This is a genomic window from Geomobilimonas luticola, assembly GCF_018476905.1.
Lineage (GTDB): Bacteria > Desulfobacterota > Desulfuromonadia > Geobacterales > Geobacteraceae > Geomobilimonas > Geomobilimonas luticola.
Map to the genome: position 1 here is coordinate 49,659 of NZ_JAHCVK010000001.1, position 16,933 is coordinate 66,591.

At 61.5% G+C, this 16,933-nt stretch carries 15 protein-coding genes; 8 read left to right on the forward strand and 7 right to left on the reverse strand.

The genetic code is table 11. The annotated features are described in order from the left end of the window. The first annotated feature begins 35 nt into the window (after positions 1 to 35). The 3 genes from tkt (at position 36) to KI810_RS00255 (ending at position 3,269) form a co-directional block, all read left to right on the forward strand. Entirely contained in the window at positions 36 to 2,066 is a 2,031-nt protein-coding gene (tkt, locus tag KI810_RS00245) for a transketolase (protein ID WP_214173490.1), read from the forward strand. An 89-nt stretch (positions 2,067 to 2,155) separates the two neighbouring features. Continuing rightward, positions 2,156 to 2,869 carry a Crp/Fnr family transcriptional regulator gene (locus KI810_RS00250; protein WP_214173491.1) on the forward strand — a complete coding sequence of 238 codons (714 nt, stop codon included), beginning with the start codon at positions 2,156 to 2,158 and terminating at the stop codon, positions 2,867 to 2,869. 145 nt (positions 2,870 to 3,014) lie between these two features. Beyond that, on the forward strand, positions 3,015 to 3,269 hold the full coding sequence (locus KI810_RS00255; protein ID WP_214173492.1) for a hypothetical protein: 255 nt from the start codon (positions 3,015 to 3,017) through the stop codon (positions 3,267 to 3,269). Positions 3,270 to 3,345: 76 nt separating this feature from the next. Here KI810_RS00255 and KI810_RS00260 read toward each other — a convergent pair whose 3' ends face one another. The 7 genes from KI810_RS00260 to pcnB all read right to left on the reverse strand — a co-directional run bounded on the left by KI810_RS00260 (position 3,346) and on the right by pcnB (position 12,036). Beyond that, positions 3,346 to 4,416 carry a zinc-ribbon domain-containing protein gene (locus KI810_RS00260; protein WP_214173493.1) on the reverse strand — a complete coding sequence of 357 codons (1,071 nt, stop codon included), beginning with the start codon at positions 4,414 to 4,416 and terminating at the stop codon, positions 3,346 to 3,348. An 84-nt stretch (positions 4,417 to 4,500) separates the two neighbouring features. Next, positions 4,501 to 4,680 (reverse strand): Rho termination factor N-terminal domain-containing protein, encoded by a 180-nt coding sequence (locus KI810_RS00265; RefSeq protein WP_214173494.1) that lies wholly within the window; start codon positions 4,678 to 4,680, stop codon positions 4,501 to 4,503. 139 nt (positions 4,681 to 4,819) lie between these two features. Continuing rightward, on the reverse strand, positions 4,820 to 6,025 hold the full coding sequence (locus KI810_RS00270) for a diguanylate cyclase (RefSeq protein WP_343213447.1): 1,206 nt from the start codon (positions 6,023 to 6,025) through the stop codon (positions 4,820 to 4,822). Between the two features lie 68 nt (positions 6,026 to 6,093). Continuing rightward, positions 6,094 to 7,293, reverse strand: coding sequence for an HD-GYP domain-containing protein (locus tag KI810_RS00275; protein WP_214173495.1), 1,200 nt, complete (start codon positions 7,291 to 7,293; stop codon positions 6,094 to 6,096). Then, the gene (locus tag KI810_RS00280; RefSeq protein ID WP_214173496.1) at positions 7,290 to 9,488 is read right to left on the reverse strand and encodes a HEAT repeat domain-containing protein; all 2,199 of its coding nucleotides are present in this window, start codon (positions 9,486 to 9,488) and stop codon (positions 7,290 to 7,292) included. The genes KI810_RS00275 and KI810_RS00280 overlap by 4 nt, the downstream gene beginning before the upstream one ends. Positions 9,489 to 9,705: 217 nt before the next feature. Continuing rightward, positions 9,706 to 10,629 (reverse strand): PLP-dependent cysteine synthase family protein, encoded by a 924-nt coding sequence (locus KI810_RS00285; protein ID WP_214173497.1) that lies wholly within the window; start codon positions 10,627 to 10,629, stop codon positions 9,706 to 9,708. Between the two features lie 24 nt (positions 10,630 to 10,653). Further along, positions 10,654 to 12,036 (reverse strand): polynucleotide adenylyltransferase PcnB, encoded by a 1,383-nt coding sequence (gene pcnB, locus KI810_RS00290; RefSeq protein WP_214173498.1) that lies wholly within the window; start codon positions 12,034 to 12,036, stop codon positions 10,654 to 10,656. Between the two features lie 33 nt (positions 12,037 to 12,069). Between pcnB and KI810_RS00295 the strand changes: the two genes are divergently transcribed. The 5 genes from KI810_RS00295 to KI810_RS00315 all read left to right on the forward strand — a co-directional run bounded on the left by KI810_RS00295 (position 12,070) and on the right by KI810_RS00315 (position 16,804). Next, entirely contained in the window at positions 12,070 to 12,564 is a 495-nt protein-coding gene (locus KI810_RS00295; RefSeq protein WP_246525097.1) for a hypothetical protein, read from the forward strand. 76 nt (positions 12,565 to 12,640) lie between these two features. Beyond that, a complete protein-coding gene (locus KI810_RS00300; RefSeq protein ID WP_246525098.1) occupies positions 12,641 to 13,003 on the forward strand; it encodes a nitrous oxide-stimulated promoter family protein in 363 nt (120 codons plus the stop codon). A gap of 12 nt (positions 13,004 to 13,015) precedes the next feature. Next, positions 13,016 to 13,753, forward strand: coding sequence for an ATP-binding protein (locus KI810_RS00305; protein ID WP_214173499.1), 738 nt, complete (start codon positions 13,016 to 13,018; stop codon positions 13,751 to 13,753). 148 nt (positions 13,754 to 13,901) lie between these two features. Then, positions 13,902 to 14,504 (forward strand): peroxiredoxin, encoded by a 603-nt coding sequence (locus tag KI810_RS00310; protein ID WP_214173500.1) that lies wholly within the window; start codon positions 13,902 to 13,904, stop codon positions 14,502 to 14,504. Between the two features lie 59 nt (positions 14,505 to 14,563). Further along, the gene (locus tag KI810_RS00315; protein WP_246525099.1) at positions 14,564 to 16,804 is read left to right on the forward strand and encodes a DNA polymerase domain-containing protein; all 2,241 of its coding nucleotides are present in this window, start codon (positions 14,564 to 14,566) and stop codon (positions 16,802 to 16,804) included. The last annotated feature ends 129 nt before the right edge of the window (positions 16,805 to 16,933 follow it).

Sequence of the window (16,933 nt, forward strand, 5' to 3'; positions counted from 1 at the left end):
AACCATACCTTCTTCGCACCATGAAAGGAAAAACCATGGAAAATGGCACATTGACCGGCCGGGAAGCCCGGCTGGGCGCCGATACCCTGCGCATGCTGGCGGTAGATGCCGTGGAACGGGCCAATTCGGGGCACCCCGGCCTCCCCATGGGTGCCGCCGACTACGCCTTCATCCTCTGGCACAACCGGCTCCGCTTCAACCCGGCCGATCCGGCCTGGCCCGACCGGGACCGTTTCATCCTCTCGGCCGGGCACGGCTCCATGCTCCTCTATGGCCTGCTCCACCTGTTCGGCTTCGACCTCCCCCTGGATGAACTGAAAAACTTCCGCCAGTGGGGAAGCAGGACGCCGGGGCATCCCGAGTATGGCGTGACACCCGGCGTGGAGGTGACCACCGGGCCGCTGGGGCAGGGGTTCGCCAACGGGGTGGGAATGGCCCTGGCGGCAAAAATGGCAGCCGACCGCTTCAACGACACCACGTTTTCCCCCATCTCCCACCGGATTTACGCCCTGGTGAGCGACGGCGACCTGATGGAAGGAATCAGCCAGGAGGCGGCTTCCCTCGCCGGCCACCTGAAGATGGGAAACCTCATCTACCTCTACGACGACAATCGTATCACCATCGAGGGGAGCACCGATCTCGCCTTTTCCGAGGATGTGGCGGCACGCTTCATGGCCTGTGGCTGGCATGTCCAGAAAATCGATGGCCACGACGTCGCCCTGATCGACGCCGCCCTGGCCGCCGCCCGGGCGGAAGAGGAGCGCCCCTCCCTCATCATCGCCCGCACCCACATCGCCCAGGGGAGCCCCGGCAAGCACGACTCGGCTTCAGCCCACGGTTCCCCCCTCGGGACAGAGGAGGTGGCTGCCACCCGCCGGAACCTGGACTGGCCGGCCGACCCCTTCCACGTTCCGGACGAGGTCAGGGAGCTCTGCGCCCGGCGCCGTCAGGACCTTGAAACAATGTACGGAACATGGCAGAAGGGGTTCCGGGCCTGGCGGCGACGCAATCCGGAACGGGGGCGGCTCTGGGACAGCATGTGGCGACGCAAGCCGCCGGCTGACCTCATGCAGAGGCTCCTTTCCGCCGTCGGCGATGGGGATGGCGCCACCCGCGCCCTTTCCGGCAAGGTCATCCAGGCAGCGGCAGCGGCTTTACCGGAGCTGGTTGGCGGCTCGGCCGATCTGGAGCCCTCAACCAACAGCTGGATCAAGGGTTCGGAGGGGATCGCCGCCGGCGACTTCGGCGGCCGCAATATCCATTTCGGGGTGCGGGAGCACGCCATGGCCGCCATGATGAACGGCATGGCCCGCTACGGCTGTTTCATCCCCTTCGGCGCCACCTTCCTCGTCTTCTCCGACTACTGCCGCCCCGCCATCCGCCTCGCCGCCCTCATGGAGCAGCAGGCGATCTACCTCTTCACCCACGACTCCCTCTTCGTCGGCGAAGACGGCCCGACCCACCAGCCCGTGGAACAACTCTCCGCCCTCCGCCTCATCCCCAACCTGGCCGTCTTCCGGCCGGCCGACGGCGTGGAGACGGCACTGTCCTGGAGTGCTGCACTGCAGCGTACCACCGGCCCTTCGGCGCTCATTCTCACCCGCCAGAAACTCCCTTCCCTTGGGAGGGGACCAGCTTTCACCCCGGAGATGGTCCTGCGGGGGGGGTACGTGCTGGAAGCGGGTGGAGAAAAGCCGGATGTGGTCCTCCTCGCCAGCGGTTCGGAGGTTTCCCTTGCCGTGGCGGCAGCAGCCTCACTGCGGGAGCGGAAGATTGCCGTCCGTGTCGTTTCCGTCCCCTGCCTGGAGACCTTCCAGAAACAGCCCGCCAGTTACTGGAGGAAAGTAATTCCTGCCCGGGTCCCCCGGGTCGCCGTTGAGGCCGGTCGTGGAGAGCTCTGGTGGCGCCTGCTGGGATCCCGCGGCCTGTTCATCGGCATGGAAACCTTCGGCGCCTCGGCGCCGGCTGAGGTTCTGGCAGAAAAATACGGACTGACCCCCGCACAGGTTGCGGAGCGGGTTATACAGCACCTTCGGAACGGAAAGAAGAAACAGCATATTGCATAAAACCGTCGGTTGAGGTTATTCTGCACCTCACGTCCCTGCCATCGGCAGAGGTCTGCATCCCTTACCACTCACGGAGGAGAAACCCGCCAATGGACAACAAGGAAAGCCTGAAAAAATCCCTGCTCTTCTCCGGCCTGGACGACGGAAACCTGGAAGAGGTAGCGGCCATCGTCTCCCGCCGCAGTTTCGCCAAGGGGGAGACTCTTTTTGCCGAGGGGGACACCGCCAACGGCTTCTATCTCCTCGCCGCAGGCAGCATGAAGCTCTGCAAGGTCTCCCCCGACGGAAAGGAAAAGGTGCTCCACTTCGTCCATCCCGGCGAGACCTTCGCCGAGGCCGCCTTCTTCGGCGACGGCCGCTATCCCGCCGAGGCCCGGGCACTGGAAAAGGGTGAGGCCCTTTTTTTCCCCCGCGAAGCTTTCATGGGTCTTCTGGAGCGCAATCCCCGCTTTTCCCTCAACCTGATCGTTTCCCTGTCGCTGCTGCTCCGCCGCTTCGCCCGCCAGATCGAAGAGCTCTCCTTCGCCGAGGTCCCCGCCCGCCTGGCCACCTACCTGATCGAGCTGGCGGAACGGAAATCGACCTCGTTCCAGGGGAAGACCTATCTCGACCTGGACATGAAAAAGGGGGAGTTGGCATCCCGTCTCGGCACGGTCAGTGAGACACTTTCCCGCACCTTCAGGAAGCTCAAGGAGGAAGGGATTATCGACGTCGAAGGGAGCAGGGTGCTGATTCACCGCATGGATCGACTGCACGCCCTGGCCGGCAGACCGCCTGCCGCAAATGGGGCAAAGATGGGATGATTTAGGGAGCAGATTCTCCCGACCCCGTGGCACGAACTCAGAAACCATCCTGTTTTAAGCCCGTTACACGACTCAGGGAACTGGCACGCTCCCTGCTAGATGACAAATACGAGCAGCACCCATCAACCACGAAGAGAGGTTCACCATGAAAAAAGTTCTGTCCGCCATCGTTACCGCCCTCGTAGCAGTTTCCTTCGCCGGCCTGGTCTGCGCCGCAGAGCCCGCCCCGGCTGCTCCGGCCGCCCCGGCTGCCCTCCCCGCCGGCCACCCGCCGATCAAGAAGGAAGAGAAAAAAGCTGTAAAGAAAGCCAAGAAGGCCAAGAAAGCAGCGAAGAAAGCCGCTGAAACCCCGGCTGCTCCCGCTGTTCCGGCCACACCCGCTGCTCCGGCCGCGAAGTAATTCCGCTCTACCAGCAAAAAAGCCGCATCCTCACCGGATGCGGCTTTTTTTGTTCTGAAGCAGCGGTGGCGGCACTTCAGCTGGATGCGAAATGCCGCAGAAGCGCCATGCCGATTAGCCCGAAAAATGCCAGGTGGCCGAGCACCCCCACTCCCACCCAGATGTTCCTGTCGCTCCCCGTCGTCGGCACTTCCACCTCCCCCCGTATTTCACGCAGTTCCGCATAGATGAGGTAGTGGTAGATCATGCTGAACGGTATGAACAAGAGTGACAGGAACGACCCGGCGACCGGGATCATTCCCGCCGCCACCGAAATGAGCCAGAGCACGAATATCCGGAAGAATACGTCGAGCCAGCGCCCCTTCACGTACTCCTTGCTCTTGAGGAGTGCTGTCATCCCCCGTTCTCCCTCGGCCACCAGGACGAACTGGCCGAAAAAGAACCAGACGTAGAAGATTACCCCCGGAACGATGAAAAGGAGAAAACCACCACCGATGATGAACCCGGCGAGGGAATAGAGCCAGATGAACGAACCTAGCCGCTCCCACCCCTTTACCAGGGAATCCCGTATCCCCAGGGTCTCGTCAGCAACGGCGAAGACCAGGGCGGCCCCCCCCCAGTAGGCGGCGCAGAGGCCGACGATCCCGCCGGTAATACCGCCGCCGATCAAAAGGGGACCCCGTCCCTCCGGCATGACCAGGGATATGAGAAAGCCAACCCCGAGGAACAGGCCGACCGGAACGAGCACGCAGGCGATGATGACCAGGTAAAGGACGAGAAGTACCCCGATCCGGTTCTTGAAGACCTCCCACGTTTTAGCCAAGAGGTCGCCGAGCCCCGAGAGCTCCCGGCGGGAAGCGGACTTCCTGGCATGCGCCGTCTGCTGGGACTGGCCGGTGGCGGACGGGGAGGGTGAAACGGGCGGCGGGGTGGGGGGGACAGGCTCCGGTACCGCGCATGGTTCGCCTGGTGGAGAGGGGAGCACGGAGGCAGGTTCGGTTGTAGCTGCAACCGACGCCCTGGCTTCGAAAAAGAATGATTCTTTACAGCGGGGGCAGGTTACCCGGACCGTTCCTGCAGGAACGGTGTCTGCCGCTACCTCTTTAGAAAAGCCGCAGTGGGAACAGGTAATGGTGACGGTTGTCATGCGGGCTGACCTCGCGGGAAAATTTCGCATGACTTTACCACACTGGTCAGGCTTGGCAACCAGTTTCTCAGTCTGAGGTCCCGCCTAGCGGCAGTCCTCCCGCCAGAGGCAGGCACCCTGGCCGCACTGGTCCACCGTTCCGCTCTCGAAACAGGCAGGGTTCCCTTCCGCGGCCTGAATAGCCCTGATCAGGTCGGCTTTCTTCATCTTGCCCGCTTTTACCCCCCGCTTCCGGGCGATTTCCCTGATTTCGTCCAGCTTCATACATACCCTCCCACCCCGGTGATTGGCCCGTCTTTCCGTCTCCCGGAACAAGCAGGCTGTCAGGAGTATACTACGGTGGTTAAGATATTCAAATGTCATTTTATTTTTGCGCCGAAGCGGACGGCTGCCGGGACAGACGTCATCCGGCCTCCACCCTGTTCCGCCCCCCCTGCTTGGCCCGGTAGAGGGCCGCGTCCGCCCTTTTCAGGAGGGTTTCGCTCCCCCGGTCACCCGGTTTGGAGAGGGTCAAGCCGGCGCTCAGGGTGATAACGACATCCTTCTCCCCGTCTCCCATCGGTTCCTGGCTGACCACGGTCCGCAGCCGTTCCGCAAGATGCAGCGCCTCTTCGGCTGTCGTGCCGGGGGAGATGACGAGGAACTCCTCGCCGCCGATCCGCCCGATGGTGTCGTAGCGGCGCGTGGCCTCCTGCAGGCGCTTGGCCACGCGTTTGAGGACAAGGTCGCCGAAGGGGTGGCCATGGGTGTCGTTGATCCGTTTGAAATGGTCGATATCGAGGACGATGACGCAGAGGGGTTCCAGCAGCCGGCCGGCCCGTTCGAATTCCTCTTCGAGCCGCTTCATGATGTGTCGCCGGTTCCTGAGTCCGGTCAGTTCATCGGTGGAGGCGAGCTTCTTGAGCCGTTTCTGCACTTCGTCGAGCTTGATGACAAGCCGCCAGGTGAGAACATAGATGAGCGCCACCAGGAGACAGATTGTCAGTACCGCAGCGACAATAATGAGTATTTTGCTCGCGCGGGTTTCCCTGGCGAGGGTGGTCGCGGGGATGGTGATACTTATGGCCCCGATGACGTCTCCGACCTTGTATCCCTGGGTGGCGTGGCACTCAAGACAGTTCTGCTCCACAAAGAGCGGCTTCAGGTAACGGAATGAGGGGTTGTCCCCTTTTTGCAGACGATGCCACTCCCCCTCCCCCCGGGCAAACCGGTCGAACGCCGACGTTTCCAGCGTGTCCGGCGCGTTGGCAGGGTCGATGGGCTGGGGACTGACGATGCGGAATCTCACTCCGTCCTGCTCTACGCTACGACGGGATATCTCCTCGATCATGATGGCATGATTGCGGATGGTGAACGTCCGCCCCCCCTCCACCTGAACATCGGGGTTCACACCGAGTTGCCGGAGATAGACGTTGGAATCGACCCCGCGCCGCTTTTCCACGTAGACGCCGCCGTAGTCGTAGTTCCACATCTTGGTATGCTCGATCAGATCGGCATAGGTTGCCGCCTGCTCCCGCACCCGTTCGTACATCAGGGTGGTGGTGCGGGTGTAGAGCACTGCGAAGATACCGGTGACAATAAAGGCGACGAGCGCACCGAGGGTGATCACGAACAGCTTGGCATGTTCGAAATACTTGAACGGTTTGGGCCAGAGACGGAGTGAAAAGGGGGAGGATTTCAGGATGGGGCTCCTTCCTGCCGCGACGGATTGGCCGGGCTGGCCTGGCCATCAGTGAGCTGGCGCAGGACCTTGAGGAAATTCCTGGTCAGGAGCGGATGGAGTTCGCTCCCCGCCTGTTCCAGCATGATGGCGGAAACCTCTTCGAATTCCAGTACTCCCCGGTAGGCACGCTTACTGCGCAGGGCATCAAAGTAGTCGGATATCGTGGTCATCTGGCTGCAGAGGTTCTGCCGCCACCCGGGGGAGACGGCGGGATAGCCGGCGCCGTTGAATTTCATGTGGTGCTCGAAGGCGGTCACCACCGCCAACCGCGGCACACCCGGGGTATCGAGGAGGTATTGGGCACCCTTCAGGGGGTGCTCCCGGACCAGTTTCCACTCCTCGTCATCAAGGCGACCCGCCTTTTTAAGGATTTCTTCGGGGATGAACAGCTTGCCGATATCATGGAGCATGGCTGCTACCCCTATGTCGTGCAAGAGCGGGCCGTCGATGCCGAGTGCCATGGCCTGGCCAAGGTTGAGAATGCAGACATTGGTGGAATGGGTAAAGGTGTATTCATCCAGTGCCCGCAGCGGTGCAAGAGCCAGGAGCGGGTTCCCCACCTGCTGGAAGGCGTCCACGAATCCGGCCACGATCTCGGAAATACCGACCACGTGGAGCTTCTGGTGCCGGCGCACTCCCTGGTAGATGTCCATGAAACGGGCCAGTTCTTCAGCCGGGATCTCCGCCAGAGACGGGGCCGGACGTTCTCCGACCTCGTCCCACGTTGTCGCGTCATCAGCGAAGGGACTTGCGGTCAGAACCTCGAGCCGTCCCAACCGGACGTGCTCGGTGGAGCGGACCACCCCTCCGCCTCCCGTCTGCCTGGACAGACAGCCCACCAGAAGCTTCAGTTCCTGACGGGTAATCCCCCGAAGCAGCCGGAGGTGGCCGATGCCACGGCTTTTCAGGGCGCGGGAAAATCGGTTGACGTACATGTTGCTGTCGAGCGGGGTGCCGGCAAAGACCAGTTCCTCATCGACGAGGAGCAGGGCGACCTCCTCTCCATCCCCCATTGTCTCCAACAGGTCCGCCAGGGCCGTCTCGCAGAGACGCGCTACCTGCTGGTGCTCCAGATCATAGAGAGCTGCATTGGAAACCGCCGTCGTCAGATGACGGATACAGCGTTGCAGGCTTGCACGCCGGTCGCCGCTCATGCCCCCCTCCCCTTCAGACGATGCAGGACATCGGACGCCGCTTCGGCAAGCTCACGATTGTCCCCATTGCACAGTTCGTCAAGCAGGTAGCCAACCCAGGACGGGGGGTAATTCACCAGGGAATGCACAATTTTCACCTTGAGTTGGGCATGCTTCTGGGGATGGAAAAGATTGCGCGAACGGAGCAGCCCCACCAGTTCCGGCAGCGCGTCCACATGTCCCATCTCTCCGAGGGTCTTCACCACAGCGCACTTGAGCTCAAACTCATAATCGGCGATGCCTCCCTTCGCCAGGAACGCCAGGAGCTGGGCTACAACCTGCGGGTTGCGACTCTGTGCCGCCAACTGAACCCCCATAAGTCGCTGTTCACGATCTTTGCCGGCCAGATAGCCATGCAGGAGCCGATCGGATTCCGGATCCTGGTAATGGAGGAGGGTCTTGAGCAGTTCCTGGCGGACTTTGGGATGGGGATGGTGCGAGAGTCGCTTAATATGCCGTACCACCGTCGGGTCATCGATGTTGCGCAGAAGCACGAGGAGGTTTCGGACGAAATACCAGCGGCTGTCCCGTAACCGGGCCAGGGTGGCGTCCCTCGTAACAGTTCCCATCTTCTGCAGACAGTCCATGTAAAAATGGCGCAGGGACATGCGCTGTTCCTGCGCCAGAGCATCAAGAAGCGGCCCCGCAAAGGGAGCACCAACCCGCAAGATCAGCTGCCTGATCTCGTCATACTTGGCCTTTCCCCAGAAGGCAAGCCCCCGCACCACCTCGGCCACGAACTCAGGCCGGGCGAACACCGCCAGCACTTCGCTCGTAAGCGCTGTAACGCGCCTCTCCACCGTGGGGGGCAGACTCGTCAAGCGATCGTACATGGTCGCAAGGGAAGCGAAATCGCCCATTTCGAGAAAATAGCCTGAGAGGTCGAGGAGATTTCGCCGCAGTATATCCGGCTGGCAGTCCTCGGGGAGTTCTTTGAGGATTTCCAGGATCACGGCATTAACCTCGGTCTCAACACAGTGACTGGAAAGGGTCTCCTTCAACGCCGCGATTTCATCCTCTTCCAGGGCGGATATCCCATCGATGGCCACGATGGTACGAAGCGTCTCCTGGTATGCGGCGGGGAGAAACCGATCGCCGTCGTCCTCGCGGAAAATTACCGCCAGTTTGTCGCTCAGATCCTGATCAAGCGATACAGGCCGGTTTGTCACCTGACTCGGCATCCCCCCCTGGGGGGCATGCGCAGCCAGCTTCCCCACCAGATCCAGAAGGACCGGTGAAAGGGAAGAGTTGCTGGCACCGATCTGGTCCAGGGCGTCCAGCACAACCTCGGACGGAAAGCGTTGCACCAGTTCCTCGGCCAGGTCCTGGCGTCCCGGCAGGGCGCTGAAGGTACTGATGAGAAACTGACGGCGCAACTCCGGATTGAGGTGGCTGATGCAGGCGGTCAGCCTGTCGAGGGCCTCCCCATCGCCACTCCCCCCCGTTCCCCGCCGGTCCATGTTCCGCAGGAAATCGGTGACCGCCTGTTCGTAGCTGGCCATGCTCTTCCCCGGTTTCGATGCAAGCTGCCGGTTCAGGGCCTGGGCCATCATCTCCGGAGAGACGGCGTCCCACGCCACCGCCCGTTCCCCCCAGGGGGCGAGTGTCCCCTCCAGCAGACCGTGAATGAACTGTTCCCAAAGCTCTCCCGTCTCCCGCTCCATCGGGATCAGCATCTCTTCATCGGTGGCATGGAAGGAGCTGTAGTCAATTGCCCGGACCTGCAGGTGGGTGATGCCGGCGGCGGCAACCACGGCCTCTACCCCGCCCCGTCCCCGGACTTCTTCCTTTTTCAGGCAGAGTATTTCGTTGAAACGCTGCAACTCCTCCGGAAGCAACTCGCCGCTGAAGCTTATGGCCGCAATGCCATGACCGAAGAGGGCGCGAGCCAGGTCGCGGTAGAGGGGATTGTTTCTGTCGAGAAATCCGTCACCGATTAAGAGGGTATCGCGGGCGATGCCGATGGTGAGGACAGGCTGGATTTCGAGGAGTTGTCGCAGCAACCGCAGGACCTTGCCGACAGACGTCACGATAACGGGGTGATTGGATGGATAGGCGGTAACATGGCGACGGGAGATATTCAGCTCGCAGATAAAGTCCGACAGCAGCCTGGTATCCAGCCCCAGTTCAGATTTTTCCATGACATCGGTGGACACACAAGCCCCCGTCTCCATGAAGCGCCTTACTGCGCACGCACGATGCTGTAGTATTGTAGGTAAAATGCCATGGCAAAGAGCGGCGGCACAGCAAGAAGCGTAAGAGAAGGAGGAAGAGAAGGAGCCGCACTCCGGCTGTTACGTCGTGCCATCATTTTAGTATAGATGATGATACTTTACAAGCTTCGATGCGGTCGAAGAAAGGGCTGATGGTTGACTAGGGAGGACAGCAGCCGCAGACCGAGCGGAACAGGGTGGTGCTGAGATAGCGGTCTCCGCGGTCGGGAAGGATGGTGACGATGGTGCCGCTGTCGAGGTTTTTTGCCGCTTCGATGGCACCGGCTACGGCGGCGCCGCTCGACATGCCGACGAACAGTCCTTCCCGCCGGGCCAGTTCCCGGGCCATGGCAAAGGCCTCTTCGTCCACGACGGTGCATTTTCCGTGCAGGGTTGACGGCTGGTAGATCTCCGGGACGATAGCCTCCTCCATGTTCTTTAGCCCCTGAATCGCGTGCCCCAGGGGAGGTTCCACCCCGATCACCCTGACCCGCGGGTTGTGCCGGCGAAAGTATTCCGCCACCCCCATGAGGGTGCCAGTGGTTCCCATCCCCGCTACGAACAGGTCGATCTCGCCGTTGGTCTGCCGCTGGATCTCGGGACCGGTCGTTTCCACGTGGGCAAGGACGTTGCAGGGATTGGCGTACTGGTTGGGCATGTAGTAGCGGTCCGGTTCATCGGCAAGAATGCGGTGCGCCATCCGGATTGCCCCGTCCGTCGCCTCGCCGGCAGGAGAAAGGACCACCTCGGCGCCGTAGGCCTCCAGGACACTGCGCCGCTCCTGGCTCACGCAGGCAGGCATCACCAGCTTGACCCGGTACCCCTTGGACGTGCCGAGCATCGCCAGGGCGATCCCCGTATTGCCGGATGTCGGCTCCAGGATTATCTTCCCGCGGGACAGCGCCCCACTCTCCTCGGCCCGGGTCAGCATGTACAGAGCCGGCCGGTCTTTGATGGACCCGCCGGGGTTGTTACCCTCCAGCTTGGCCAGAATGCGGACCCGCGGGTTGGGCGAGAAGGAGGTCAGTTCGATGAGTGGCGTGTTGCCGATGGCGGCGGCGATGCTGAACGGCTTGTGGTTCATGGTGTACTCCCGTACATATATAGGTTACCGTGGTGCCGGTGCACCGGTACGCGGCTTGCGCCGCCTTCGCCGGCGGCGTTTCCCGGCCGGCGGGGCACCTTCGTGTGTGGCATCGACAGGGGGAAGTTCGACGACGTTCTCGCGGCTGTAGCGGTCCCACCATTGCCAGACATCCTCCCCCCCGTTCCCCATCTCCGCCTGGAGGCGAAGATAGGCCAGCGCAGCGGAGAATCCGGGGCGACCGAGAAACGACTGGGGCCGCTTTCCCGGCATTTTGCCAAACCGCTGCTGGTTGGAGAGAATATCGCGGACCTGCATGCCGATCCGGTTCGGCACAAGGACCGTCGGCGCCAGTTCGCCAAGCCAGCCGGCAACAGCCTGGTTCAACGCCTCCTGGGGAGAGGCTCCCCCCTGCCGGAACGCAGCCGCCGATTCTTCCAGATACTCGCCGAACACCAGGGCCAGGAACAGGGGCGGCGCCACAGCCTCCCCCTGCTGCACAAGAGCGTCAACGCTGTCAAGAGCGTGGCTCACCCGGGTATGGGGAAAACCGTCCGTCTCCGTGTCGAGCCAGGAACTGAAGCGGGGGAACAGGGGGGCAAACAGGCCGGTCTGGCGCAGCAACTGATAACTTTTCTCCCCTTCCCCGAGCAGGAACAGCTTGAGCATCTCCTCGAACAGACGGGGGGGAGCGGCACGGCTGATGGTCGGCGCCAGGTCAAGGATTGCCCGCCAGGTCTCCTGTTCCACATTGAGGCCAAGCATGGCGGCAAAGCGGACCGCTCGCAGCATCCGCACCGGGTCTTCGATGAAACGCACCGAAGGATCACCGATGGTCCGGATAACACCGGCTTCCAGGTCCGCCATCCCTCCGGCATAGTCGATAAGGGAAAAATCGGCGATGTTGTAGAAAAGGGCATTGACCGTAAAATCCCGGCGCAGGGCATCTTCCCGGGGATCCCCGAACACATTGTCCCGCAGCACCATCCCCTCGTCGCTCTTGAGGTGACGCGGCGGCCGGGGCGCAGGTTCGGCCTCGGGAGAAGGGGATGCCGCTTCCCCTCCCCCGGTAGTCTCCGTCGTATCGTCGTCAGCCTGCAGGGCGCGGAAGGTGGCCACCTCGATCAGTTCGTCCGGGAAATGGATGTGGGCCAGTCGGAAACGGCGGCCGACAAGGCGACAGTTGCGGAACAGCCGTTTGAGCTGGCCCGGCGTCGCGTCGGTCACCACGTCGAAATCCTTCGGCTCCCTCCCCAGGAGGAGGTCACGCACGCACCCCCCCACCAGGTAGGCGATAAACCCCTGGTCCCGCAGACGGTACAGGACCCGCAGGGCATTGGGACTCACCATGCTGCGGGAAATGGGATGGGCGGTCCGGGGAATGATTAGGGGAGTTATGGTTTCCATGGGAGCTTCATTACTACCATAGACGGTAGAGAAATGCAAAGAACCGTAGGTGATGACATCCATTCCTGCTATACTGGAACGATAGTATCCCCTGACGAGGTGCGGATGTTCGGCTGGTTCAAAGCAAAGAACGATCCCCCGCTGGTCTTTCCGGACAACGTGGCGGCCTTCGAGTACGCATGCTCCCACATGGATTACCCCCTCCTGCTCGGGTCGGTCATACCCGCCCTCGTGGAGGAAGAAGGAAGAACGGGCGCAGAGGGCGAGCGGTATTATCTGCTCCGGCTGGCAACCAGGGGGGGTGATCGGACCGTATGGGGCTGCACCCTCAAGGAAGCAACCGATTTCCCCAATGTGGGTGACCTGGTCGGTTTCCGTATCGTCACCATCGCCTCCGACCTCCCCGCCGACATGAACCTCATCGGCTACGTCGCCTGCCAGTTCGCGCCGGTGCTGGTGAAGGAAAAGGGGTGGCGCATCGCCCGGAATCTCACGCCGGCAGACATCAAGCCGGAACTCCATATGTGAACAGCCGGCAACCTGGCTCCTGCAACGAATGGCATTTTTTTGACCTGCGTCATGGGGAATCCCCCTTGATTCGGCTATGCTCGCTCCCATGGAACAGTTCACCCCCGATCAGAAAAAAGACCTGAAGGTGCTCGTCGACTTCGTCCGGATTTTTTGTGCAGCCAGACACGAGGGACAGGCGGCATTCCACATTCCGCCCGAACTTTCGGGGATGTTTCGCAAGGAAGTCGCACTCTGCCCCGATTGCGCGGCACTCCTCGATTACTCCCTTCTCAAGCGCCGCAACTGCCCCCTCGATCCGAAACCATCCTGCAAACACTGTAACATCCACTGCTACAGCAAGGAATACCGGGCTCGAATCCGCGAGATCATGGCCTTCTCCGGGCGGAGGATGATTATGAGGGGAAGGCTTGACTATCTCTGGCATTACTTCTTTTGAAAGGAATAACCCATGATCAGAAAAATTGTCCAGATCGACGCGGAAAAGTGTAACGGCTGCGGGGAGTGTGTCCCTGCCTGCGCCGAGGGGGCCATCAGGATCGAGAACGGCAAGGCGGTCCTCTCCGCCGACAACCTCTGTGACGGGCTCGGCGCCTGCCTGGGGGAGTGTCCCCAGGATGCTATCCACATCATAGAGAGGGAGGCGGATGAGTTCGACGAGGAGGCGGTGGCCCATCACCTGGCGCAGACCCTTCCCGAATCTGACCACACAACTCCTCCGCCCGCGCCTCAGCATGCTCCCCACGGCGGCTGCCCCGGCTCCCGGGCCATGACCCTGGAGCCACCCCCTTCAACCGCAAGCCCGACAGATACGGCAAGCCAGCCGAGCCAGCTCGGCCAGTGGCCGGTTCAGCTCCACCTGGTGCCGACCTCCGCCCCCTATTTCCAAAACGCCGACCTCCTCATCGCCGCGGACTGCGCTCCCTTCGCCTACGCCGGTTTCCATCGGGATTTCCTGGCGGGCAAGGCACTGGTGATCGGCTGCCCCAAGCTGGACGACAACAACTTCTATGAGGAAAAACTGGCCGAATTGTTCCGGGTCTCCAGCATCAAGAGCATCACCGTTCTCCGGATGGAAGTCCCCTGCTGCGGAGGCATCGTCATGGCGGCACGGCGTGCCCTGGCGGCAAGCGGCAAGGTTATCCCGTTCAAGGAGGTCACCATCGGCATCCGTGGCGAGGTGAAGTAGCAGCTCCGTACCGCACCATTTCCCCTGCAAAAGAGGCGCATACGACAAAAAGGACTTTTTTTATCTTTTTACATTGACAACCGTTCGTGGGGCTGTTAAGGTTTCCCTGCATCGCATTAACTCCCCCTGAGAAAGGAGATTCATCCCCATGAGCGTCTGTACCCTCGTAACCCAGGAAGCCCCTGACTTTATCGCCGACGCGGTGATGCCGGACAATACCTTCGGCCAGATCCAGCTCTCCAGCTTTCGCGGCAAATACACGGTTCTTTTCTTCTACCCCCTCGACTTCACCTTCGTCTGCCCGTCGGAGATCCTTGCCTTCAATCAGCGGTTGGCCGACTTCAAGGCGAAAAACTGCGAAGTAATCGGCGTTTCCGTCGACTCCAAGTTCACCCATCTGGCCTGGAAAAACACCAAGGTAGAGGACGGCGGGATCGGCAACATCCAGTATCCGCTGGTGGCGGACATCAAGAAAGAGATCGCCAGGGACTACGGCATCCTCTTCGGCGACGCGGTTGCCCTCCGGGGACTGTTCCTCATCGACACCAAGGGGATCGTCCGGCACGCCGTCATCAATGACCTGCCGCTGGGAAGGAGCGTCAACGAGGCGCTGCGGATGGTCGACGCCCTCCAGTTCGTGGAAACCCACGGTGACCAAGTCTGTCCCGCCAACTGGCAGGAGGGGGACGAGGCGATGAAACCGACGGCGGAAGGAGTGGCCAGCTACCTGGCCAAGCACGGCAAGAAATAATCAACCTTTGCGGTAAACGGCGCGGTTATTGACCGCGCCGTTTTTTATGCGGAAAGCGTATGGACGCCATGGACGCACCCCGATTCGAGGAGAGCACCCTTCTGTTCGGCCGGGACCGGACGGAGCGGGTCGTGGCGGCCGAACTGGCCGGCCGCTTCATCCGCCTTTTCACCCGTACCCCCGACGGCGTCTTTTTCCACGACGACCCCTTTCATCCCTTCATCATCCTTACCGGTGACCACCTTCTGTCGGGCTTTGCCGGTACAACGACCACCAGGGCACTGGCCGGCAGCGGTGAATTTCGTCACCTGGTCCTCTTCAACGATTGGCGCACCTGCCTGGACGCCCGGGATTACCTGGTCCGGACCACAGGCAAGAGCCCTTCGGCCACTGCCGCCCCCTACCTCTTCTTTTCGGACCCGATCCACCAGCACCTGCTCTTGACCGGCAAGACCCTCTTCAAGGGGATCGAGTTCCCGGAAATCAGACGGCTGGCCCTCGACATCGAGACCTGGTGCGCGCCGGGATTCGAGTTTTCCAACCCCCTGCGGGAAGAAGACCGGATCATTTCCATCGCAGCGCTCGACAGCGACGGGTATGAAGAGGTGCTGTCCGGCCACGATCTGGACGAGCCTGCCATGCTGGAACGTCTGAACCGGATAATCCGGGAGCGGGACCCGGACGTCATCGAAGGGCACAACATCTTCCGCTTCGACCTGGAGTACATCCGGGCCCGCGCCTCCCGCCACGGCATCAGGCTCGCGTGGGGGAGAGACGGAAGCGAACCGCGGGTTCACCCCTCCCGCTTCACCGTCGCCGAACGGATTGTCGATTACCCCCGCTGGAACATCTACGGCCGGCATGTCATCGACACCTACTTCCTCCTCCTCGTCTACGACGTGGGAAACAGGGAGCTGGAGAGCTACGGGCTCAAGGCAGCCGCACGCCATTTCGGGCTGGCACGCCCCGACCGGGTCTACCTGGAAGGGTCGGCTATCGCTCGCACCTTTTCTGAAAACCCGCAGGTTCTTGCGGATTACAACCTGGACGATGTCCGCGAGACCCTTGCCCTCTCCCGTCTTCTGGCCTATCCCTACTTCCTGCAGACCCGCATGTTCCCCTATTCCTACCAGAACTGCCCGATCCGCGGCAACGCGACCAAGATCAACGCGCTCTTTCTGCGCGAATACCTGCACCGGGAAACAGCCATCCCTCGCCCCTCAGGAGCTGGCGAACTTGAGGGGGGATACAACAATCTGTTCGTCACCGGTGTGGTGGGACCGGTTGCCCACTGCGATGTGGCATCCCTCTATCCGTCCATTCTCCTTGCCTACCGGTTGCAGCCTGACCGGGAGCACCTCGGCCTGTTCCTCCCCCTTCTTGACGAATTGCGGACCTTCCGGCTCCGGGCAAAGAAAATGGCCCGCGAAACCTCCGATCCTCACCGGCGGGACTACTACCAGGCTCTCCAGCAGGCCTTCAAGGTCCTCATAAACTCCTTCTACGGCTACCTCGGGACCACGATCCACAACTTTGCGGACATGGGGCTCGCGGCCGAGGTGACCCGGCGCGGACGGGAGATCATCAAGCAGATGCTCGCCTGGCTGGAAGCGGGAGGCGCCAGGCCGGTTGAAGTGGACACCGACGGCATCTACTTCATCCCTCCCGCGGGGGTGACGACCCCGGAAATGGCGGCTGAACTGATCGGGGAGCTTTCTGCTGCCCTCCCCCCCGGCATAGAAGTGGAAATGGACGGCTGGTACCGTGCCATGTTTTCCTACAAGATGAAAAACTATGCCCTGCTCGACGATGCCGGACGGATAACCATCAAGGGAAGCAGCCTGAAATCACGGGGAATCGAGAAGTACCTGCGGGATTTCACCGCCGAGGCGGTCCGGCTGCTCCTGCATGGTGAAGGGGTTCGTATCGATGAGGTCTACCGGGAATACCTACGGCAGCTGCGCGACCATGCCATACCTATTGACCGGCTGGCAAAGACCGAAACACTGACCGAGTCTCCGGCCAGTTACCGGCAGAAAGTGAACCTGGGGAAACGACTCCCCGCGGCAGCCTTCGAACTTGCCCTTTTGTCTGGGCGTGACTACCAGGCGGGAGATCAGGTCAGTTACTACGTCACCGGGCACGCGAAGGGAGTGACCGCCTACGAAAACTGTCGTCCCGCCGGCAGCTACGATCCAGCCCTTCCCGATGAAAACGTTGAATACTACAAGGAAAAATTGCGCCACCTCCACCGGAAGTTCACCCCGTTCATGCCAGCCGAAAAATCGCTGTTCGAGTGAAACAGGGTGAAATCCCGCCAGAGAAGGATTTTCGCTACACTGAAATGCCCCATGGCCGGAAAACCGAAGGCAAGCGGGCCTAAAAGATGCTACTGCACCGACACAAGCTTGCCACGTCCCATTAATTGT